This is a genomic window from Kitasatospora sp. NBC_01287 (genome assembly GCF_026340565.1).
Taxonomy (GTDB): domain Bacteria; phylum Actinomycetota; class Actinomycetes; order Streptomycetales; family Streptomycetaceae; genus Kitasatospora.
This window is the reverse complement of record NZ_JAPEPB010000001.1, coordinates 659,993-680,363: the sequence shown is the minus strand read 5'-3', so window position 1 is coordinate 680,363 and position 20,371 is coordinate 659,993. Positions and strand designations below refer to the sequence as shown.

General features: G+C 76.2%; 20 protein-coding genes. 11 read left to right on the top strand and 9 right to left on the bottom strand.

From position 1 onward, the window contains the following. Positions 1-33: 33 nt before the first annotated feature. Together OG455_RS02585 and OG455_RS02580 are read right to left on the bottom strand one after the other, a co-directional pair. Complete coding sequence (locus OG455_RS02585; protein ID WP_266289704.1) at positions 34-933, bottom strand: metallophosphoesterase; 900 nt, start codon at positions 931-933, stop codon at positions 34-36. A gap of 83 nt (positions 934-1,016) precedes the next feature. After that, complete coding sequence (locus OG455_RS02580) at positions 1,017-1,799, bottom strand: ferritin-like domain-containing protein (RefSeq protein ID WP_266289702.1); 783 nt, start codon at positions 1,797-1,799, stop codon at positions 1,017-1,019. A gap of 309 nt (positions 1,800-2,108) precedes the next feature. Between OG455_RS02580 and OG455_RS02575 the strand changes: the two genes are divergently transcribed. The 4 genes from OG455_RS02575 (at position 2,109) to OG455_RS02560 (ending at position 5,927) form a co-directional block, all read left to right on the top strand. After that, positions 2,109-3,617, top strand: a complete 1,509-nt coding sequence (locus OG455_RS02575; RefSeq protein WP_266289701.1) for an FAD/NAD(P)-binding protein — start codon at positions 2,109-2,111, stop codon at positions 3,615-3,617. A gap of 204 nt (positions 3,618-3,821) precedes the next feature. Next, the gene (locus OG455_RS02570) at positions 3,822-4,613 is read left to right on the top strand and encodes a hypothetical protein (RefSeq protein WP_266289699.1); all 792 of its coding nucleotides are present in this window, start codon (positions 3,822-3,824) and stop codon (positions 4,611-4,613) included. Between the two features lie 70 nt (positions 4,614-4,683). Next, complete coding sequence (locus OG455_RS02565; protein WP_266289697.1) at positions 4,684-5,379, top strand: YcnI family protein; 696 nt, start codon at positions 4,684-4,686, stop codon at positions 5,377-5,379. Positions 5,380-5,477: 98 nt separating this feature from the next. Beyond that, positions 5,478-5,927 carry a hypothetical protein gene (locus OG455_RS02560; protein ID WP_266289695.1) on the top strand — a complete coding sequence of 150 codons (450 nt, stop codon included), beginning with the start codon at positions 5,478-5,480 and terminating at the stop codon, positions 5,925-5,927. A 47-nt stretch (positions 5,928-5,974) separates the two neighbouring features. Here the strand turns inward: OG455_RS02560 and OG455_RS02555 are convergent, their stop codons facing one another. Continuing rightward, positions 5,975-6,331 carry a PRC-barrel domain-containing protein gene (locus tag OG455_RS02555; RefSeq protein WP_266289693.1) on the bottom strand — a complete coding sequence of 119 codons (357 nt, stop codon included), beginning with the start codon at positions 6,329-6,331 and terminating at the stop codon, positions 5,975-5,977. Positions 6,332-6,668: 337 nt separating this feature from the next. On the opposite strand from OG455_RS02555, the gene OG455_RS02550 reads away from it, so the two are divergent. From OG455_RS02550 to OG455_RS02540, 3 genes are read left to right on the top strand one after another with little or no spacing between them, the layout of a single operon-like run. Next, entirely contained in the window at positions 6,669-7,019 is a 351-nt protein-coding gene (locus tag OG455_RS02550) for an acyl carrier protein (RefSeq protein WP_266289691.1), read from the top strand. Next, a complete protein-coding gene (locus tag OG455_RS02545) occupies positions 7,016-8,233 on the top strand; it encodes a beta-ketoacyl synthase (protein WP_266289689.1) in 1,218 nt (405 codons plus the stop codon). The genes OG455_RS02550 and OG455_RS02545 overlap by 4 nt, the downstream gene beginning before the upstream one ends. 29 nt (positions 8,234-8,262) lie before the next feature. Next, complete coding sequence (locus OG455_RS02540) at positions 8,263-9,240, top strand: ACP S-malonyltransferase (RefSeq protein WP_266289687.1); 978 nt, start codon at positions 8,263-8,265, stop codon at positions 9,238-9,240. A 12-nt stretch (positions 9,241-9,252) separates the two neighbouring features. Here the strand turns inward: OG455_RS02540 and OG455_RS02535 are convergent, their stop codons facing one another. From OG455_RS02535 to OG455_RS02520, 4 genes are read right to left on the bottom strand one after another with little or no spacing between them, the layout of a single operon-like run. Beyond that, positions 9,253-10,095, bottom strand: a complete 843-nt coding sequence (locus OG455_RS02535; RefSeq protein ID WP_266289685.1) for an SDR family NAD(P)-dependent oxidoreductase — start codon at positions 10,093-10,095, stop codon at positions 9,253-9,255. After that, entirely contained in the window at positions 10,092-11,204 is a 1,113-nt protein-coding gene (locus tag OG455_RS02530) for a 3-oxoacyl-ACP synthase III family protein (protein WP_266289683.1), read from the bottom strand. The genes OG455_RS02535 and OG455_RS02530 overlap by 4 nt, the downstream gene beginning before the upstream one ends. Next, a complete protein-coding gene (locus OG455_RS02525) occupies positions 11,201-13,255 on the bottom strand; it encodes a hypothetical protein (RefSeq protein ID WP_266289681.1) in 2,055 nt (684 codons plus the stop codon). The genes OG455_RS02530 and OG455_RS02525 overlap by 4 nt, the downstream gene beginning before the upstream one ends. After that, positions 13,252-14,265, bottom strand: coding sequence for an ACP S-malonyltransferase (locus OG455_RS02520; RefSeq protein ID WP_266289679.1), 1,014 nt, complete (start codon positions 14,263-14,265; stop codon positions 13,252-13,254). Before OG455_RS02520 ends, OG455_RS02525 begins: the two co-directional genes overlap by 4 nt. Positions 14,266-14,660: 395 nt before the next feature. On the opposite strand from OG455_RS02520, the gene OG455_RS02515 reads away from it, so the two are divergent. From OG455_RS02515 to OG455_RS02500, 4 genes are all read left to right on the top strand, one after another. Beyond that, entirely contained in the window at positions 14,661-16,076 is a 1,416-nt protein-coding gene (locus OG455_RS02515; RefSeq protein WP_266289677.1) for a hypothetical protein, read from the top strand. A 286-nt stretch (positions 16,077-16,362) separates the two neighbouring features. Next, the gene (locus OG455_RS02510; protein ID WP_266289675.1) at positions 16,363-16,689 is read left to right on the top strand and encodes a PadR family transcriptional regulator; all 327 of its coding nucleotides are present in this window, start codon (positions 16,363-16,365) and stop codon (positions 16,687-16,689) included. Next, positions 16,686-17,042, top strand: coding sequence for a DUF1048 domain-containing protein (locus OG455_RS02505; protein WP_266289673.1), 357 nt, complete (start codon positions 16,686-16,688; stop codon positions 17,040-17,042). The genes OG455_RS02510 and OG455_RS02505 overlap by 4 nt, the downstream gene beginning before the upstream one ends. 1 nt (position 17,043) lies before the next feature. Further along, positions 17,044-17,370 (top strand): DUF1048 domain-containing protein, encoded by a 327-nt coding sequence (locus OG455_RS02500; protein ID WP_266289671.1) that lies wholly within the window; start codon positions 17,044-17,046, stop codon positions 17,368-17,370. 207 nt (positions 17,371-17,577) lie between these two features. On the opposite strand, the gene OG455_RS02495 is transcribed toward OG455_RS02500, so the two are convergent. Together OG455_RS02495 and OG455_RS02490 are read right to left on the bottom strand one after the other, a co-directional pair. Further along, positions 17,578-18,918, bottom strand: coding sequence for a serine hydrolase (locus OG455_RS02495; RefSeq protein WP_266289669.1), 1,341 nt, complete (start codon positions 18,916-18,918; stop codon positions 17,578-17,580). A gap of 149 nt (positions 18,919-19,067) precedes the next feature. Next, positions 19,068-19,976, bottom strand: a complete 909-nt coding sequence (locus tag OG455_RS02490) for a DUF2797 domain-containing protein (protein WP_266289667.1) — start codon at positions 19,974-19,976, stop codon at positions 19,068-19,070. Positions 19,977-20,371 lie beyond the last annotated feature (395 nt).

Genomic DNA, 20,371 nt, shown 5'->3' with positions numbered 1-20,371 from the left:
CCGCGGCTCCTGGGTTACCCCGCGCCCCCTGTGCTACCCCGCGGCCCGCACGGTGCCCGGACCGAACCGCTCGATGATCGAACGCAGCTGCGACCGGTCCAGGTCGTAGACCGGTTCGCCGGAGTGCGGGTCCCGGGCCTGCAGGGTGTGGATCAGCGGCGAGTGCGGGCCGCCAAGCTCGATCAGGCTCGCGCCGGCGCCGCGCACCGCCCGCTCGGTACCCACCGGGGCGGTCAGGTCGACCCGGCTGACCACGCCCGGGGTGACCCAGGTCGGCACCCCGGCCAGGAAGCCCAGCAGTTGCAGGTGGTAGTGGCCGCAGAGCACGATCCGCACGTCGCTGCCGCGCACCACCTCGGCCAGCTCCTCGGGGTTCTGCAGACCCAGCCCGCGCTGCACCTCGACGTCGAGCGCGACCGGTGGGTGGTGCAGCACCAGGACGCTGCCCTGCGGCGCGGGGACGCTCAGCACCTCGCGCAGCCAGTCGAGCTGGGTGCGGCCGAGCAGGCCGTGCGCCTTGCCGGGCACCAGCGTGTCGAGGGTGACGAAGCGGTAGCCGCCGACCAGGCTCACCGCGGCCCGCTCGCCCGCGGCCGACTCGACCAGCCGCTCGGCCCGCTCCGCGCCGTCGGGACCCAGGTGCCCGCTGCCGAGCACCCGGGTGAAGGCGGCGCGCTCGTCGTGGTTGCCGGTGCTGTAGACCACCGGGGCGCCGGCCGTCGCGGCGAAGCCGCCGATCAGCGCGCGCAGCGCGGTGTAGGCCTCGGGCGCGCCCGCGTCGGCGAGGTCGCCGCTGACCACGATCGCGTCGGGGGCGGGTATGGAGGCCAGGTCGGCGAGGAGCCGGCGCAGTGACTCGGTGGCGTTGACCCCGTTGGCGTTCGGCGCGTCGGTGGCGTCGAGATGGGTGTCCGAGAGGTGGAGGATCCGCATGCGAACGCACGTTAGCAGGGGTGACGGCCGGTCAGGCCCGCCGCCGTCAGCGGTACCACCGGCCGGCGGGGACCCGCCGCGGATCAGGCGAAGACCTCCTGCGGGGGCGGCCCGCCCAGGGCGTTGAGCTTCTGCGGCATCGTCAGCGTGGTCATCCGCCGCCAGCCGCCGCCGAACCGCTCGTAGCCGTAGACCCCGTGCACCCCGGCGGCCAGCACCGCCGCCTTGGCGCGCGGCCAGCGCAGGATCTCGCCCATGTGCGCCATCACCGCCAGGCTGACGGCGCGGTAGGTGCGGATCTCGGCCTGCGCGGTCTGCTGCAGGATCCGCAGGATCTGCCGGCCGTGCCCGGCCGCCGCCAGCCGCAGCAGCTCCTCGTGGCAGTAGGCGAGGTGGTTGTCCTCGTCCGCGGAGATCATCCGTACCGCACGTCCGAGCTCCGGGTGGCCGCCGAACACCGTGCGCAGCAGCCGCATCTGCTCGGCCGCCCGCTGCTCGGTGACCCGGCTGTGCGCGAGGTAGACGATCACGTCCCGCTCGGTCAGCGGCTCCTCGCGGCGCAGCCGCGCGTGCGCCAGGCCGATCCCCTGGCGCTCCAGGAGCATGGTGTAGTCGGTGTCGCCGGGTACCTCGACGGGGTGCAGGCCGCGCTTGTGCAGCAGGGCGTTGAAGATCCGGCCGTGCTTGTCCTCGTCGGCGCCGTGCCGCGCGATCTTCGGAGCGAGTTCCTGATCCGCGACCAGCCGGGCGATCCGCCCGTTCTCCCAGCCGCCCTGGTCCTCGCCCTTGGCGGCGATGGAGCAGAAGAGCTGGAACGCCTGGTCGCTGTCGTGGATCTCCTGGAACAGACTGCGGGCTGAGAGCACCTGGACCATCCTTCTCGCCTAAGACCTGATCATCGATCAGTGAACGCACCCCGGGCCGAGGCGGCAACAGCTGGCCCGTCCGCTTGCCCCGTCCGGGGGAGCGTCGTCGCGCGGACGGCCCGCGGGGGCGCACTTCCCGGCCGCGCCCCACGAGACCCGCCGAGTGCCTCGCCGACCAGCATGTGGACATGGCATTGTCTGGCGTGTGCATGCGGATCGTTGACGACCCGTCATCGGCCGCAGCGCGGCGGCACGCCCGTGACCAGCGGGCCGACCGCCGTGCCGACCCTGAAGGGGGTTCAGTTCTCCATGACCAGTGACACGGCCGACCGCGCCGCCCACCCGCCCGCGCCCCTGCGCCGGATCGCCGTGGTCGGCGCCGGAGCCGCCGGCACCCTGACCGCCGCCCAGCTGCTGCGCCGCGCCACCGCGCGGCGGCAGCCGCTGGAGGTCTGGCTGATCGACCCGGCCGAGGCCGGACTCGGCGTCGCCTACCGCACCGGCGACCCGCGCCACCTGCTCAACGTGCCCGCCGGTGCGATGAGCGCCTTCCCGGACGACCCCGACCACTTCCTGCGCTGGCTGGCCGCCTGGGAGTCCTGTCCGGGCTCCGCCGAGGGGCACCAGCCCCACCACTTCCTGCCGCGCGGCACCTTCGGCCGCTACCTGGGCGCGGTGCTGGCGCAGGCGGCCGCCGATGGCGAGGGACTCGCCGAGCTGCACCGGGTGCCGCTACGGGTGGTGGACCTCGCCGAGGAGCCGCGGGGCCTGCTGCTCACCCTGAGCGACGGCAGCCGGTTACCCGTGCAGGCCGCGGTGCTGGCGCTGGGCCTGCGCGAGCCGGGCCTGCGCTGGGCGCCGCCCGCGCTGCGCGAGCACCCCGGCCTCGTCACCGACCCGTGGGCGCCCGGCGCGCTGGCGGCGGTGCCGGAGGAGGGGGAGGTGCTGCTGGTGGGCACCGGGCTGACCATGGCCGACCTCGCGGTCAGCCTGTCCCGACCGGCCCGCGTCCTGCACGCCGTCTCGCGGCACGGCCTGGCCCCGCACGGACACCGCGTCATCCCGCTGCCGGCCTCGGCCGCCCCACGCTGGCCCCTCGCGTCGATGGGTGCGCCGGCCGGTGCGCCGACCGGTGCGCCGACCTCGGACCTGGCCGGGCTGCGGCGCGCGGTGCTGCGCCACGTCGCCGGCGCCCGGCGCGCCTGCGGCGACTGGCGGCCCGGGGTGGACAGCCTGCGCCCGCACACCAGCGCGCTCTGGCAGCGCCTCTCCGAGGCCGAGCGGATCCGCTTCCTGCGCGAGGACCTGCGGCACTGGGAGGTGCACCGCCACCGCCTGGCGCCCGCCACCGCCGCCACCGTCCAGCACCTGCGCGATCAGGGCCTGCTGACCGTCACCGCCGCCGAGGTGGCCGCCGCCGAGCCGGCCGCCGACGGCGCCCTGCGGGTGCGGCTGAGCGACGGGCGCGCGCTCACCGTCGCGGCCGTCGTCAACTGCACCGGTGCCACCGCCGAGCTGACCGGCAGCGCGGACCCCCTGCACCGGGCCCTGCTGACGCGCGGCCTGGCCGCCCCCGGGCCCGCGGGGCAGGGGCTGGCCACCACCGAGGCGGGCCGACTGCGCCGGGCCGTCGGCGGTGCCCCGGCGCCGCTCTGGACGCTGGGCGTGCTGCGCCGCGGCGAGCTGCTGGAGTCCACCGCGATCCCCGAGATCCGCAACCAGGCCGCCGAGCTGGCCCGGGCCCTGCTGCCGGATCCCGTCGAGTGCCTCGTCGACGGGGCGGGCGGGGCCCAGGCAGGCCGGACCGCACTCGCCTGACGCCCCGTCGGGGGCGGCCCCGGCGTCCGCGGCGGCGCGGGTGACCGGGGGTCGGCGCCGAGCGGCTCCGCCGGCGGTCAGCGGTCAGCGGTCACCGGCGGAGCCGCTCGGCGCGGCCGGTGCGGGCGGCCGGTGGGTCGGGTTCCCGCCGATTCCGGGGACCGCCCCCGATGCCCAGGACTCGGGTGTCATGATGTCCCGGCCATGACTGCCCCTCGACCTCCGGCCGCGCCCCCGCGGGGACGGCCCGCCGCGCTCGACCTGCGCGTGCTGCGGGCGCTGCCCTTCGCGACGGTCTGCGTCGTGCTGGCGCTGGCCGGGCACCTGCTGGCCGGCGGCACGGCGGTCCCGCCGCGGACCGTCCTGCTCGGCTGGCTGCTCATCGCGGCGGCGGCGCTCGCGGGTGCCCGGCGGGAGCGGTCGCTGGCCGCGATCACGGGCGGCCTGGCGGTGGCCCAGTTGGGGCTGCACGTGCTCTTCCATCTCGCCCAGGCAGCCCCGGCGGCGGCCGCCGCCCCGCGGCCGCCGGGCACCTCGGCCATGCCTGGGATGCCTGGGATGCCTGGGATGGACGGCATGCCCGGGGTGCCTGGGATGCCGGGCATGGCGGGCATGGCGTCCACCGGTGCGTCAGCCCCGGCGCACCTGGCGCTGCTGGGCCTCAGCCCCGCGATGCTGGCCGCCCACCTGGTGGCCGTCGTCCTGGCGGGCTGGTGGCTGCGGCGCGGTGAGGCGGCGATCTGGAGCCTGGTGCGCGGCGGTGCGCGGGCCGCCTCGGCCGCCGCGCACAGCTGGGCGGCGCGCCCGCGCCGGCTGCTCGCGCTCTGCGCCGCGCTGCGCGAGGGCCTGGGCGCGCGGTGGCGTCCCCTGCGGCGGCCCGACCCGTCGGGGGCCGCGCGACCGCGGGGGCCCGCGCAGGCCCTGCTACGGCACTGCGTGATCAGGCGCGGGCCACCCGGGCGCCCGGCCGCCCGCCGGCCCCGCCGCCTGTCCTGACCACGCGCCCCACCCCGATCTCGGGCCGGCGCGCGCGTCCCCCTGCCCGAGTACGGAGCCCACCTCACCCATGCGTACCTCTCCGCAGTCCCTGCCCCGCCGCGCCGCCGCCGTGGCCGCGCTGGCCGGCGCCGCCGTCCTGCTGGTCGCCGGACCGGCCGCCGCCCACGTCACGGTCCAGCCGCCCAGCGTCGCCAAGGACGCCACCGACCAGACCTTCGCGTTCCGGGTCCCCAACGAGGAGGACAGCGCCAACACGGTGAAGGTCGAGGTCGACTTCCCGACCGACCACCCGATCCCCTCCGCCCTGGTCGCCCCGGTGCCCGGCTGGACCGACCAGATCCAGACCACCAAGCTGACCACCCCGATCCACACCGACGACGGCGACATCACCGACGTGGTCTCGCAGATCGTCTGGACCGGTGGCCAGATCACCCCGAACCACTACCAGGACTTCACGGTCGACTTCGGCGCCCTGCCGGACGGCACCGACCAGGTGGTCTTCAAGGCGCTGCAGACCTACAGCGACGGCACCGTCGTGCGCTGGATCGACCTGCAGAAGCCGGGCCAGCCCGAGCCCGACCACCCGGCACCGGTGCTGAAGCTCACCGACCCGGCCACCGCCGCCACCGCCGCCACCGCGGCGCCGAAGAGCGGCAGCGACTCCACCGCCCGCGCGCTCGGCATCGCCGGGATCGTGGTCGGAGTCCTCGGCACGGCGGCCGGCGTCCTGCTCGCCCGCCGCGGCCGGAACAGCGCCGCCTGACCACCGGTGCGGGTGCGGGTGGCCCCTGACCCGGGCCGCCCGCACCCGCCCGATCCATCGGGAGCCGGGCCTTGCCCGAATGGGCTAACGTCCTGCCCATGACCAGCACCGATCTCGCCGAGGACGCCGTGATCCGCAGGCTACGCGTGATTCTCGACGAGCTGGCCGAGGCGTCAGCGGGCAGTTTCAGCGTCGAGGAATCGGAGGAGGAGGGCTGGCGGGTCGTCTCCGTCGCTCCCCTGCGGCGTGGCGCGCTGGGCTTCTGGTGGATCCACCGCGGCGACGTCATCTTCGGGCTCGACCCGCACGGTGTCCGCTGGGAGCTGCAACCGACCGCCGAGGACCTGGACTTCCTGGCGGCGGTCGTCCGCAGCGTGGTGGCCGGCCGGGTCCGAGCGGTCTTCGCGCCGGGGCGCGCCGAGGTGACCGTCACCCTCGCCGACGGCACGCACGAGAAGCAGAACAACGCGCGGGCGCCGGTCGGGTGCCTCCCGCTGCCTTTCTGGCCCCGCTGGGGCAAGCACCTGGACTACCTGCCCTACCAGTAGCCGGACGGGAGTCGGACGCAGGTCGCCGGACGGGCTCAGGGACAGGCTCAGGGACGGGCGAGCCGGCGCTCGCCGGTGGCACCGGTCTCGTAGGCCAGCTCGTAGTGGGCGAAGACGGCCGGCTCCTCCTCGGCGGGCAGCACGTCGTCGGTGCCGATCGACGGGGCGGCCTTGACCTGGTCACGCGGGTACTGGACCTTCAGGTAGCCGGGGCCGACGGTGGCACCGGCCAGCGGGACGAAGACCAGGTGGCGCCGGGTCGGCAGGCCGATGGTCACGGTGGCGAAGGCCGGGATGTCGGTGCGGGTGTCGACGTAGACGGCTTCCAGCGGCCCGATCCGGCGGCCCTCCGGATCGACCACGTCGTGGCCCCGCCACTCCCTGATGTCCTCGGGCTCGAACATGTGCTGACCCTCCTCGTTGCGGACGACCGTTCCATCCTCACGCGGGCGGGCCCGCCCGGCGCGTCGGGCCTGGCGGGGCAGACGGTCCGGGTGGTGCCGGCGGCCAGGACCGGGTGGGGCGGCCGGATCGGGGCGGATCGGGGCGGATCAGGGCGGTGCGGCCGGAGCGGGGCGGTGCGGCTGCGCAACGCGCGGCGAAACGCAACGCGCCCGGGGGCCGACGGTGGTTCCAGGGGGTGGGCACGGCGGGCGCTAATGGTGCTGCGGCACCGCGCCCCCCGCGCCCCGGGTGGGCCGGCCGCCGCACCGCTGCCCGGCCCCACTCCGAAGGAACCTCATGTCCGCCCTGGTGAACCCCGCTCTCGTACAGGTGCTCGTCTCCGCCTTCCAGTTGCCCGCCGACGCGTTGCGCCCGGAGGCGACGCTGGAGGAGCTGGGGCTCGACTCGCTGGCCGTCGTGGAGCTCAGCGACATCCTCGCCGAGGAGTTCGGCGTCCCGATCGTCGACGGTGAGCTCGCGGCCGCCGCCTCCCTGGACCGGCTCGGCGAGCTGCTCGCCGCCAAGGCGGGCCCGCTCGCTGCCGAGCCCCCCGCTGCCGAGCCCCCCGCTGCTGAGTCGCCCGCGCACGCTGTCACCGCCGAGTCGCCCGCCGCCGAGCTGTTCGCACCCGCGGCGGAGCTGCCGTGAACCCGGGGATCGCGGTGACCGGGCTGGGCGTGGTCAGCCCCGCCGGGCTCGGTGTCGCGGCCTGCTGGCAGCGGGTCAGGGAAGGGCGGCCCACCGCCGCCACCGATCCCGAACTGCGAGGCCTGCGGCCGGACTTCTCCTGCCGGGTGCCGGACTTCGATGCCGTCGGGCTGCTCGGTGCGAACCTGGCCAGGCGGACCGACCGGTTCACCCAGTTCGCGCTGCTCGCGGCCCGCGAGGCGCTGGCCCAGGCCGGCCTCGACCCGGCCCACTGGGACGGCGCGCGGGTCGCGGTGGTGACCGGCTCGGCGTTCGGCGGGGTGGGCACCCTCGCCCGGCAGGCCGGGCGGCTGGCCGAGGGCGGGGCCGGGCGGGTCTCGCCGCTGACCGTCCCGCTGGTGATGGCCAACATGACCGCCGGGCAGCTCTCCGCCGCGCTCGGCGCGCACGGGCCCAGCCTGGCGGTGTGCACCGCCTGCGCCTCGGGCGCCACCGCGATCGGGGTGGCCCGCGACCTGCTGCGCTCGGGCGCCTGCGACCTGGTGCTGGCCGGCGGCACCGAGGCCGCCGTCGACCGGCTGACCGCCGCCGCCTTCGCCCGGCTGGACGCGCTCGCGCCCGGCGGGGCGGACCCGGGTGCCGCCTCCCGTCCGTTCGACGCCGAGCGGAGCGGCTTCGTGCTGGCCGAGGGCGCCGCGCTGCTGGTGCTGGAGCGGGTGGCCGACGCCCGGGCGCGCGGGGCGCGGGTGCTGGGCCGCCTGGTCGGCTACGGCGCCTCGGCGGACGCCTACCACCCCACCACCCCGCACCCCGGCGGCGCGGGCCTTGAGCTGGCGCTGCTGCGCGCGCTGGCGGACGCCGGGGCCGGCACGGCGGAGGTCGGCCACGTCAACGCGCACGCCACCGGGACCCCGCTCGGCGACCTGGCGGAGGCGCGCACGCTGCACCGCCTCTTCGGCGCCGTGCCGGTCACCGCGCCCAAGGGCGTGCTCGGCCACACGCTCGGCGCGGCCGGCGCGATCGAGGCCGCGCTGACCGTGCTGACGCTGGCCGAGGGGCTGATCCCGCCGACCGCCAACCTGGCCCGCCCCGATCCGGCGATCGAGCTGGACGTGGTGCGGGGAGAGCCCCGCCCGGCGCGGCTCGACCTCGCGCTCAGCTGCTCGGCGGGCTTCGGCGGCCAGAACGCGGTGCTCGCGTTCGCCGCGGCGTGAGGGGTGTGAACGGCGTGAACGGCGCTCGTGTGAACCGCGCTCGCCTGAACGGTGCGACGACGGTGCTGCTGGTGCCCGGCATCGGCTCGCTGCGCCCCGGCTGTCTGGCCCCGTACGCGGACCGGCCGGTGGTGCGCGAGGTGCTGGCACAGGTCGGCGAGGCGCTCGGGGACGGTCGGGTGGGCGAGTTGCTCACCGCCCTCCCCGAGCACGCCCTCCCCGAGCACGCCCTCCCCGAGCACGCCGCCTCCGGGCGTGCCACTCCCGCGCCTGCCGCCTCCGCGCGGGCCGCGGCGCCGGACGACACGCTCATCCAACTGGCCGGCTACGCCCAGGCGGTGGCGTACTGCGCGCTGGCCGGTCCGGCGGCGGACCACACCCTGCTGCTCGGCCACAGCCTGGGCGAGCCGGCCGCCTTCGCCGCGGCCGGGGTGGTCTCGGTGGGTGACGGGGCGCGGCTGGTGCTGGCCTGCCTCCGGTGGCGGGCCACGCTGGAGGTCCCGCCCGGCGGACTGCTGGTGCTGCGACTGTCGGCCGCCGGGACCAGGCTGCTGCTGGCCAGGGTCGGGCTGCCAGGACTCGCCCTGGCCTGCGACAACGCCCCGGAGCAGAGCGTGGTGAGCGGGCCGCGCCCGGCCGTCGAGGCGTTGGCGGCGCTGGCACGGCAGGACGCGGTCGGCTGCACCCTGCTGCCGACCCGCACCCTCTTCCACCACCCCGCGCTGGCGCCGGTCGCCCTGCGGGTGCGGGAGCTGGCCGAGGCGATGGAGTTCCGCCCGCCCCGGCTGCCGGTGCACGGCCCGCGCACCGGGCGCGCGTACCGCTCAGCGGCGGAGTTCCGGGACGGGGTCACCGATCATCTGCTGCACCCGGTGCCGTTCCGCTCCTGCGTGGCGCGCCTGTGGGCGGCGGGTGTGGCGGGTTTCGCGGAGGCGGGGCCGCGGCCGATGCTCTCCAGACTGACGGATAGTCGGAAACTGAAAGACCTTGTCAGTCCAGAGAGTTGACGCATCATCAAGTCAGCTGACGGCGAACGGACTGGGCGGCTTGGGGATGCCGGCCAGCCCGCCGTCGGGGACCGAGACGCCGCCGTCCAGCAGCAGGGCCTGCCCGGTGAGGTAGCCGGCGGCGGGGGAGGCCAGGAAGAGCGCGGCGGCGGCCACCTCCTGCGGGTCGGCCCAGCGGCCGAGCGGGACGTGGGCCAACAGCCAGTCGTTGACCGGGCCGTTGGTGTGCGCGAAGGAGGTCATGTCGGTGCGGGTCCAGCCGGGGCAGAGCGCGTTCACCCGGATGCCCTGCCGGGCCCAGCCGACCGCCAGGCTGCGCGCCAGCGAGATCTGGGCCGCCTTGGACGCCGCGTAGGCCTCCATCAGCGGTGCCCCGATCACCCCGGCGACCGAGGACATCAGCACCAGGCTGGCCGACCCGCTCGCCGCCAGGTGCGGGTGCGCGTGCCGGCAGAGTGCGGCGGTGGCGTTCAGGTTGACGGCCACCACCTCGTCCCAGGCCGCCTGCGGCAGCAGTTGGAGCGGTGCCAGCAGCGGTGAGCCGTCCGGCAGGGTGGGCAGGATCCCGGCGTTGTGGACCACCACGTCGAGGCCGCCCAGCGCTTCGGCCGCCTGGTCGACCACCCGCCCGGGTTCGCCACCGACCGCGAGGTCCCCGGGGACGAGCAGCGCGGGCCCGCCGAGCGCCCCGACCTGCTCGGCGGTCGCCTTGAGCGCCTCACCGGTGCGGGCCGTCAGCGCCAGCCGGGCGCCGGCCTGGGCGAGGGCGACGGCGACCGCGCGGCCGATGCCGCGCGAGGCGCCGGTGACCAGCGCGCGGGCGCCGTCGAGGCGGAAGCTGTCGAGGGTGCTCATGAGGACTCCTTCTTGCTGGTCCGGCGATCGGTGGCCCGACCGGCGGGCGGCTGGGGTGGCGGGGGCGGCGCGGGTGGTGGGGGCGGCCCGGTCAGCGCGATGCCCGGGGCGCCGCTCCAGGTCAGCAGGGTGCGGCCCCAGGTCAGGCCGGCCCCGAAGACGCAGACCAGGATCCGGGCCCGCGCGGGCAGCGCCCCTCCGGCGGCGGCCGCGGTGAGCGCGAACGGGGCCGAGGCCGCGCCGATGTTGCCCGTCCGCTCACCGGTGACGATCAGCCGCTCCGCCGGGATGCCGATCTCGCCGCCGAGCCGGCGCAGCAGCACCGGATTGGGCTGGTGGGCGATCACGGCGTCGATCGCGTCGAGCTTCAGGTCGTGCTCGGCCAGGCTCTCGGCGACCAGGCGCGGGAAGACCGCGACGATGAAGTCGCGCACCGCCCGGCCGTCCATCCGGATCCGGTGCCCGCCGTCGGCCAGCGTCGCGGGGTCGGCGGGCCGGCGGCTGCCGCCCGCCGGGATCAGCACGTGGTGCGCGCCCCGCCCGTCCGAGCCCAGCCGGAAGCCGTGGAAGCCGCCGCCCTCCTCGACCGGGCCGAGCACGGCGGCGGCCGCGCCGTCGGCGAAGAGCACGGCGGTGCCCCGGTCGGCCGGGTCGATGAACTTGGAGTACGCCTCGACCCCGACCACGACGGCGTAGCCCGTCCCGGGGTCGGCGCGCAGCCAGTCGTGGGCCACCTTGGCGGCGAAGAGCCAGCCGGAGCAGGCGGCGCTCACGTCCAGTGCCGTGGCCCGCTCGGCCGCCACCAGGGCCTGGACCCGGCAGGCGGTGGCCGGCCCCAGCTCGTCGGGCGTCGAGGTGGCCACGATCAGCAGGCCGAGGTCCGCCGGGCCGATCCCGGCGGCCAGGCAGGCGGCCTGCACGGCGCGGGCGGCCAGGTCGGAGGAGGCCTCGCCGGGTGCGGCGACGTGGCGGCGGCGCACGCCGGTGCGTTCGGTGATCCAGCCGGGGCTGACTCCGGCCGCGGCGGCCACGGTCTCGTTGGAGCGCACCCCGGAGGGCAGGTAGCTGCCCATGCCGAGGATGCCGATCGGGTGGGGGAGGGGGTTCACCAGGCACCTCGGGGCCGGTCGAGGGAGGTAGCGGGCCCGGCGCCGGGCCCGCTACCGGGGACGGCGCCCGGGACCGGGCCGGGCTCGACGCCGAGCTCGATCCCGAGCTGGGCACCGAGCTGGGGACCGAGCGCCGCGTCGAGCGCGGCGGGGTAGTCGGTCGCGCCCAGCGGGGTACCGCACCGCTCGCCCTCCGGGTCGAGGGCCTCGGCGATCGCGGGCAGTCGCGGGGCGAGCGCGTCGCAGAGCCGGTCGAGCGCGGCGGGCAGCAGGCGGAAGGTGTCCGGCGTGAGCAGACCGGTGGCCAGCAGCGGCCCGGCCAACCGGCGGGCCTGCAGCACCCCGTGCAGTGCCGCGAGGTCGGCCGCCGGCTGGGCGGCCCCTGCCGGGTCAGCCCCTGCCGGGTCGAACGCGGCGGGGTCGGGCGCGCCCGGGTCGAGCGCGGCGGCCGCGCGGGCCACCGCTTCGGCGGCCAGCTGCTGGGTGGCCACCTCGCCGAGCCGCAGCGCCTGGTCGAGCAGCGGGTTCCAGAGGGCCAGCCCGTGGGCGCCGGCCGCTTCGCGCTGCCGCAGGTCGGCCCGGAGCTCGGCGGCCAGGCGGTGCCGCAGCGCGGCGACGGTGGCCGGCCACCAGGCCGGATCGGTGGGGTCGGTGACCGGAACCGGCGCGGGCGGCGGTCCGGGTTCCCGTTCGGCCAGCGCCCGGCCCGCGTCCAGCAGGATCAGTGTGTTGTCACCGCCCGCGTTCTCGAACGCCCGCGCCAGGCCCAGGTAGCCGGGCAGCCGGTTGACCGCGAAGAACCCCGAGACCCCGCAGCGGTGCTGGCACTCGTCGAGCAGCCGGGCGGCGCCGCGGGTGGCCAGCACCTTGTGCAGGGCCAGGTCGGGGTCCACGGCCGCCCACGGGGAGAAGGCCATGGCGGCCGCCCCGGCGCCGGCCGCGGTCGGCCGCCGCCGCCCCGCTGCCCAGCCGGCCAACGCCTCGTCCGCCGCGCGGCGCAGCGCGAAGGCCTCGGCCAGCGCGCCGACCACGGCGTGCTGCTGGGTCCGGTAGCCGAGCACCGGCGCGCCCGGCGCGAGGCCGCCGTGCGAGTGCCGGGACGCGCTGAACCGCCAGGCCAGCCGCGCGCCGCGGGCGGCGATCGCGGCCATCGCGGACGGCAGGGTGGCCCAGAGCGCCTGACCGACGCTCAGCGTGCGGGCCAGCCGGGCCTGCGGTGAGCCGAGCGGATCGTGCGGGGTGCCGTCGGCGGCCAGCTCGGCGCCGTCGCGCAGCCAGCGCCGGTAGGGCAGCCGCAGCTGCCGGAACCGCACGGCGGCGTAGGGCAGCGGCAGCGCGTCGAGCGTGAGCGGGCGGGAGATGGACACCCCGGGAACGGGTCGGCCGCGCTCGTCGGTGAGGTCGACCAGGAAGGAGAACACCCCGGCGTCCCGCTCGCCGCTGATCAGCCGGGCGCAGACCGCGGCCTGCTGGGGCAGCCCAGGCGCCGCGACGCTGGAGAACTTGGCGGCCCGCCCGTCGGGGGTGTGCAGGACGAACTCCCTGGTCACCGGGTCGAAGCGGGCGATGGTGCGGATGCCCAGGTGGCTGCTCGCGTCGCCCAGCTCGGTCACGAGGAACGAGCCCTTGGTGTGGGCGTGTGCGAGGCCGCCCGGGCGGCTGCTCGCGCGGCCGGTCGCGCCGCCGCCCGGGTTGCCGCCGATGAGGTCGTCCTCGGGCGGGCCGAGCAGTGCCACCGAGCCGACGCAGAGGATGTAGTGGGAGAGGAAGGTCTGGTAGAGCGGCGGGTCGGCGAGCGCGGTGGCGGCGCTGAGCTCGGCGAGCAGACCGGGGTCGGCGAACACCTCGGCGGCCGGCGGCAGCGTCGTGGCGAGCCGGCGCAGTCGGCGGTGGGCGCTCACATCGGAGGCCAGGGGATCCGGCTTCGCGCGGCGCCTGGGCTCGGCCAGGGATTCGGCGAGGTGCTCGGCCAGCCGGTCGGTGAGGGCCGCGGCCGCCGGGGTCGGCGGGCCGCCGCGCAGTTGCCGGGTGAGGTCCTCGGTGGCGGTCATGGGCATCCCCCTCGGGCCGTGCGGGTGTGCGGGACGGAGGCGTCGGTCGGCCGGGCGGCGCCGCGGGCCGAGTCCGCGATCGGGGCGCGGATGCGGGCACCCGGCACGGTGCGGCGGATGCTCTCGCTCAGCGCGCGGCCGGTGCCGGTCTCCAGCACCAGCGTTCCCGGGCCGACGGCCTGGCGCAGCACCGGCGGCAGCTCGGCGGGGCGCACCAGGCAGTCGGCCAGCGCGCGCGGCAGGTCGCTGCCCGTCTGGTAGGCGCGACCGGCGACGGCGGAGTGGACGGGCAGTCGCGGCGGGCGCCACGGCAGTGCGCGGGCGAAGGCCTCGAACGCGGCGGCCTGCTCGCGCAGCTCCGGGTGGTGCGCGCGGAACGGCAGCCGCAGCCGGGCCGCCTCGACCCCGGCCGCGCCGGCCGCCCGCTCGGCGTCCAGCAGGGCCGCCGGCGGGCCCGAAATCACCGTCTCACCGGCGTCGTTGACGCAGGCGACGACCACTTCGCGCGCCCCGCAGCGGGCCAGCAGCGCGCGCACCCGGGGCGCCGAGGCCCGCAGCACGGTCAGCCCGCCGGGCGCGGTGTGCAGCAACTGGCCCAGTCGGCACGCGAGTCGGGCGCCGTCCGGAACCGCGAGCGCACCGGCGGCGGTCAGTGCGGGAATCTCGCCGAAGCTGACCGCGAGCAGCCGGTCGGCGGGCAGGCCGCACCTGGCCAGTGCCCGGTGCGCGGCCAGGCAGAGGCCGAACAGCGCGAGTTGTGCCGTTCCCGGCACCTCGGCGGCCAGCGCGGCGCCGCTCGGCGGCGCGGGCGCGAGCAGCCAGGGCCCGAGCGGCCGCACGCCGAACTCCGCCCCGGCCGGGTCGGCGGCGCGGAACACCTCGGCCACCGCCGCGCGCAGTTCGGGGACGGCCACCAGCGCCCGGGGCAGCGGGGAGAGCGGGAAGTCTCCCTGGCCGGGGAAGGCGTGGACGGTCCCCGGGCGGACCACGGCGTCACCGGGACGGGGCATGACGGCTCCTCCTTCGGCTGTGGTGCTCCTTCGCAACGCCCAGCCAAGGGCATCGGCGCGGGGCGGGGGAGGACGGCGGCGCGGCGGAGGTGTTGAAGGGCCGCCGGGCGTTGCGCGATTGACGGAGCCTCAGGGCGATCGGACAGCCGGACAGCCGGACAGCCGGACAGCCGGACAGCCGGACAGCCGGACAGCCGGACAGCCGGGCGACCGGGCGACCGGACAGCCCGGTGCTTCGGCGCTCGGCCGGGCGCTCGCGGTCCGCGTGCGCCTTGCCGCGTCCTCGTACGCCTCTCGCGGTGCGGCCCGTCCCCGTACCACTCTGGAGTACGGGCGCCGAGCGCCCGGTCGGCCCGGTGCCAGGGCTCGCCAGGAACGTCGCAAGGAAGCCCGCGATGACCGGTACCCGCGTGCCCAACCAGCAACTGCGCGCCCTGCTCGCCGAAGCCCGCTGGAGCGGCGAGCAACTGGCCCGGGCCGTCAACCGGGCCGGGGCGAGCGACGGCCGGCACTTCCGCTACGACCGCACCGCCGTCGCGCACTGGCTGAGCGGCTCGCACCCGGCGGCCCCCGTCCCGGCCCTGGTGGCGGAGGTCCTCTCCCGGGCGCTGGGCCGACCGGTCACCGTGGCGGACACCCGCCTGGAGCGCCCCGGCCGCCGCGAGGCCGCCGCCGAACGGGCCGCTGCCGACCGCGCCGCCGCCGAACCGGTCGGCGAGCTGCTGGCCAGGCTGGCCGAGGCGGCGGTCGACCCGCGCGCCGCCGGGCCGGTCTACTCGCTCGCCCGCCGCCTGGTGCCCGCCTACCCGGCCCCGCCCGGCAGCCGCCTGCCGCTGCCGCTGCCGGCGCCGTCCGCTCCGCCGGAGTCCGCGTCCGGACCCGCGCGGTCGCTGCTGACGGCCCGGGTCGGTGCTGCCCAACTGCGCCTGGCCCAGGACCTGCTGGCCGTCCTGCTGGCCGCCGAGGAGTCGCTCGGCGCGGACCACTGCCGCCCGGCGCTCACCGCGTTGCTCGCCACCGTGGTGGCCGACTGGCTGCGCGCACCGGCCGCGCCCGCCGTCCGCCGCGAACTGCTGCTCTGCACCGGACGCCTGGCCTACCTGGCCGGCTTCTGCTGCTTCGACGGGCAGCGCCAGGGCACTGCCCAGGCCTACTACCACCTGGCCGGTGAACTGGCCGCCGAGGCGGCCGACCCCCAACTGCACGCGACGGCGCTGCGCGGGCTGAGCGTGCAGGCCCACTACCTCGGCCGCCGCCGGCACGCGCGCGAGCTGGCGGACGCGGCCGGTGCCCGGCTCACGCTCCTGACGCACCGTCAGCAGTGCTTCGTCCTCGGACAGCAGGCCCTGGGTGCGGCGGACTGCGGGGACCGCGCCGCCGCTTTCGGCCTGCTGGGCCGGGCCCAGCGCCTGCTGGAGCGCACCCCGGAGCCCTCGCCCGGCCTCGCCGACTACCACTGGGCCGCGTACGCCCACCAGGAGGCCGAGGTGCTCGCCGCGCTCGGCGACACCGAGGGCGCGATCCACTCCCTGACGCGCTCCGTGCGCGAGCGGCCGCCCGGCGAGCGCCGCGCCCGCGCGGTCACCAACGCGCGGCTGGCCGGCCTGCTCCTCGACCGCGGCCGGCTCGACCGTGCCTGCGCCACCTGGCACACCGTGCTGGACGACTACCCCCTGGTCGGCTCCGCCCGGCTGCGCACCGCCGTCGCCGCCATGCGCACCCGCCTGCACGCCCACCCGGACAGCTCGGCGGTCCGCACCCTGCTGGCCAGGGCGGCGGCACTCGCGCCGACGGGCGCCGCGGGGGCCTGACACGCCGGGTGCGGCCGGTGCGGGTGCGCCAGGTGCGCCCGGGTGCCCGGGTGCCGGGGTGGCGCGCAGGCGGGTGCGCATGGCGGCGACTCCGGAGGGCGACCGGAAAGCCAGTCGTCGCCTCCCTGTACCGGCCTGGCTGAGCGTCAGGGCCGGGCCCCTCACCGATACTGACCGTTCCGCCGGCCCCCGAGGCCGGAGGTGCTGCCGCCCTCCACTACTTGGTGATACCGTATAGTGGTACTCGGTAGCACGCAGTACCGAGGGGCGTGGAGGAGGACTCGCGATGGACGACCTGACGGAGATGCTGAAGGGCACGCTCGAAGGGTGCGTGCTCGAAATCATCGGCAGTGAGGAAACCTACGGGTACGCCATCACCCGTCAGCTCAACGAGCTCGGCTTCGCCGACGTCATCGAGGGGACGGTCTACACGATCCTGCTGCGGTTGGAGCGGAACGGACTCGTCGAGGTGACGAAGCGACCGTCCGGGGTCGGTCCGCCGCGCAAGTTCTATGCGCTCAACGATGCCGGACGCGAGGAACTCGCGAAGTTCTGGGCGAAATGGCAGTACGTCTCAGCGCGCATCAACAGGCTCAAGGAGGGCGGGAGATGAACTTCTGGGAGAAGATCACGGGCAGCGATCTCACCAGGGAATGGAAGGCGTTCGAAGCCCGGGCCGAGGCCCTGCCGGACGACCACCGGGCGACGTGGGAGCAGATCACCGCCCACCTCTTCCCCTATGGAGACCTCACCGGCCGCAACCTGATGCCGATCCTCGACGCCGCCCTGGGGCTGCTCGAAGTAGCAGCGGCGGACGGGCAGAGCGTCCACGAGGTGCTCGGCGACGACATCGGAGGCTTCTGCGCGGCGCTGGCCGGTGGAGAAGGGGCCCGAACCTATCGCGACCGGTGGCGCGAGCAGTTGAACAAGAACGTCGCAAGGAAACTGAAGCGACTGGGAGGCTGACGTGAGCATCCAGGACATCATCGAGGGCAAGAAGCAGTGGCGGGCGCACGCGGCTCGGGTCGAAGCACTCCCACCGGACTACCAGATCGTCTACAAGGAGATGCAGAGGTACCTGTTCAAGGTCGGACCGATCAACCTGCCTGACGGGCCCCTGCTCCCTGGGATCGTCGACTTCTTCGAGGAGGGCGTCGCCGCGGGCAAGGGGGTCTTGGAACTCATCGGCACCGACGTCGCCGCGTTCTGCGACGACCTGGTCAAGGACTCTCCCACCTATGCGGACGTCTACCAGGAATCCATCAGCGGGGAACCCGGCACGGCCGAGGAGTGACACCCGCCGCCCCATGCCAGCTGTGCCCACTGGTCCACTGTTCGACGCTTTGCCGACGCGGCATGAGGTTTCCGCGAACGGCAGTCATGATCATCTGCTGCCATTGCTCGCCTTGTTCGGTCAGGGTGTAGATGGTGGGTGGCGCCCAGGATGCGCCACCCACGTGGCCGGTCCCGCGGCCGGGTCAGGCCGGGCGTTGACCCGGCGTCAGCGGGAGCGCAGTACGCAGGGGTGGATCAGGTAGGCGCCGAGTCGGCCCTCTCGGTCGCCGTCCTTGAACGCCGACGCGCGGCCCACCAACCGGTCCTGCTCGGCTCGCAGTTCGAGGGCGAGGCTGGGGCTGTTCAGCCGGGCGTCGGCGGTGGGCAGTTGCAGGAGGGCGCTCAGGCGCAGGTCCCAGCGCTGGGAGGCGCCGGCCGAGGCGGTGACCGGCGGGCCGTCCGCCAGCCGAACCTCCACCTGATCTCCCGTCAGGACGCTGATCCGCAGCGGGATGTCCCCGTCCGGGGTGCTGATCTCCCCGGCCCACTCGCCCCGCGTCAGCGTCATCGGGCGGGTCCGCTCAGTGATCGGGTCGAGCTGATCGCGATGGAAGCCGGGAGCCAGCTTGCCGACCAGGTGGTCGATGACGGCGTCGCGAGCCGCCTTGTTGGTGGAGTTGGCCAGGACGGCGAGGGAGGTCTCGCGCTCGGGGATCTCGATCATCATCGCGGCGATGCCGCCCATGCCGCCGCCGTGGCTGCGGATCACGGGTCCGGCGCCGTGCGAGACGATCCGGCCGAACCCGTAGCCGAGGTGCTCGTTGATCGGCACGGCGTCGTACATGGCCGCGACCGTGGCGGGCTTGAGCAACCGGGGGGCGTTCCGGGCGAAGAGCGCGATATCGCCGGCGGTCGCCCAGCCTGCCCCGGCGGCGGGGTGACCGCTGTGGCAGGTGGCGTACGCGCGCCCGTCGGCGGAGTAGCGCTGGGCGACGGCCGCCGTCCCTGGGTAGGCCGACCCGTAGCCGAAGCTGGTCAGGCCCAACGGCTCGGCGATCCGCTCGCGCAGGTAGCCGCCCAGGTCCTGGCCGGTCGCGGCCTCCAGCAGTCGGCCCAGCTCGTGGTAGCCGATGTTGGAGTACTCGAAGTCGGTGCCCGGCTCGCGGACGAGGGTGCGGTAGCGGTCGATGTCGATCGGCAGCGGTCCGCCGTCGTAGTGGAAGTTGTAGAACGCCGGGAACCCACCGCGGTGTTGGAGCAGCTGACGAGGGGTCGGCGAGGTCCACCGGTAGCTGCCGGGGATCGGGGCGTCGAGGTCCACCAGGCCCTCGTCCGCGGCCAGGCAGACGGCTGTGGCGGTGAAGGCCTTGGTGATGGAGGCCAGCCCGTAGACCGTCTCCGGGGTGGCCGGCTGCTGGGTGGCCACGTCCGCCGAGCCGTAGGCCCGGGTGAGCACGAGTTCACCGTGTTCGGCGACGGCGAGGGATACCGACGCGCAACCGTGTTCGGCCAGCGTCTTCGTACAGAACTCGTCCAACGTGTCCAACGTGCCCAACTCGCCCAGCATGCGGTCACCCTCCCGATTTGATCTTCTCGGTCGGTCGAACGATAGCGGTCCGTCCCCGAACGGCCTCCGGCGGGGCTGCCCGGCGGCGCGCCGGGCAGGGACCGGAGGAGGGGCTCAAGGTGCGCGGATACCGCGATTCGGGTGCCTGGTCAGAACAGGGCCTGCTGGTCGCCGGCCGGTGCGGGGCGGCGGTGATCGGCCAGGTGCAGGCCCTCGCACGGGGCGTCCCCGCCGGCGGCCAGCGTCCAGCCGGCCAGCCGGCGGGTGTCGAGCAGCAGTGGGTGCGGGTGGGCGGGCGTGTCGACGAAGAGGTGCCGGCCGATCGGGGCGCGCAGCTCGCCGCCGAGCACCGCGCCCTCGGTGAGCGCGGTGACCTCGCGGTAGGCGGGCGGCGCGCCCGTGGTCAGCTCGAAGAGCGGGCGGTGGTCGAGCACCGGGTGGTCCGGGTAGAGGTCCAGCGGGTGGCCGCCGAGCAGCTCCAGGGCGCGGGTTCGAGCGGCGGCGAGCTCCCGCTCGGCGGCGGGCGCCGCGGGCAGCTCCCACCAGTGCTTGACCTTGGTCCGCACCGGGAGGCGCTCGCGGGCGATCCCGGCGCCGGAGACCGTCAGTTCGGCGCGGCGGACGGCCGGCAGCGGGCCGCCGGCGAGGAAGGTGTAGGCGAGCGCGGCCTGTTCGGCGAGGCGGTTGGTGCCGCGGTGGGCGCCGGTGAGGCCGACCTTGAGCAGGCCGGCGCCGAACCAGGCCAAGTAGAGCCGGTACGGCCGCCCGTCGTCGAGCACCTGGTCGCGGGCGATCCGCAGGCCGTGGTCCGCGCTCTGGCAGGCCTGGCACTGCGCGCCGGGGCCGGTCGACTCGACGGTGGCGTGGTGCGGGCACGCGCGATGGCCGATCGCGCCACCGAGCCAGGCGCCCACGCACCGCCGGGGGCCGTGCAGCCGCCAGCTGATCCGGGCCCCGGGCGTCAGTGCGCGGACGTGTTCGCGGGCGCCGCACACGGCCCGCAGCGTGGCACGGCCGTCGTCCCACTGCACCCCGGTGGCCAGCCAGCCGCTCGTCACACTCCACCGCCTCCCGCGCGCCGCCGCTCCTCCTGGACGCGGCCGAGGCTAACCGGTCGCACCGACAAGCCGGTCCGACAAGCCGGTCCGCCGAGCCGGTCCGCCGAGCCGGTCCGCGTCGGTCCGCCGGGCCATGCCGAGCCGAGCCGGGCCGAGCCGGTCCGTGGAGCCGCGCCTTCCCAGCCCGTGCCGCCCGGTCCCCGGACAATTCCGTGCTGGTGCGGAGGTGCCGCTGCTACCCTGGCCGGTATGAGCTTCCCGAAGCGCGCTGCCGCCACGACGACGCCGGACCCAGTCCCGGTGCGCTGACAGCTGCTTCTGTCCGACCAGCCCCGGGGCGAGTGCCCCGGGGCTTCGTCGTACCGGCACTCGTCCCACCACCGTGAGGAGTGCCC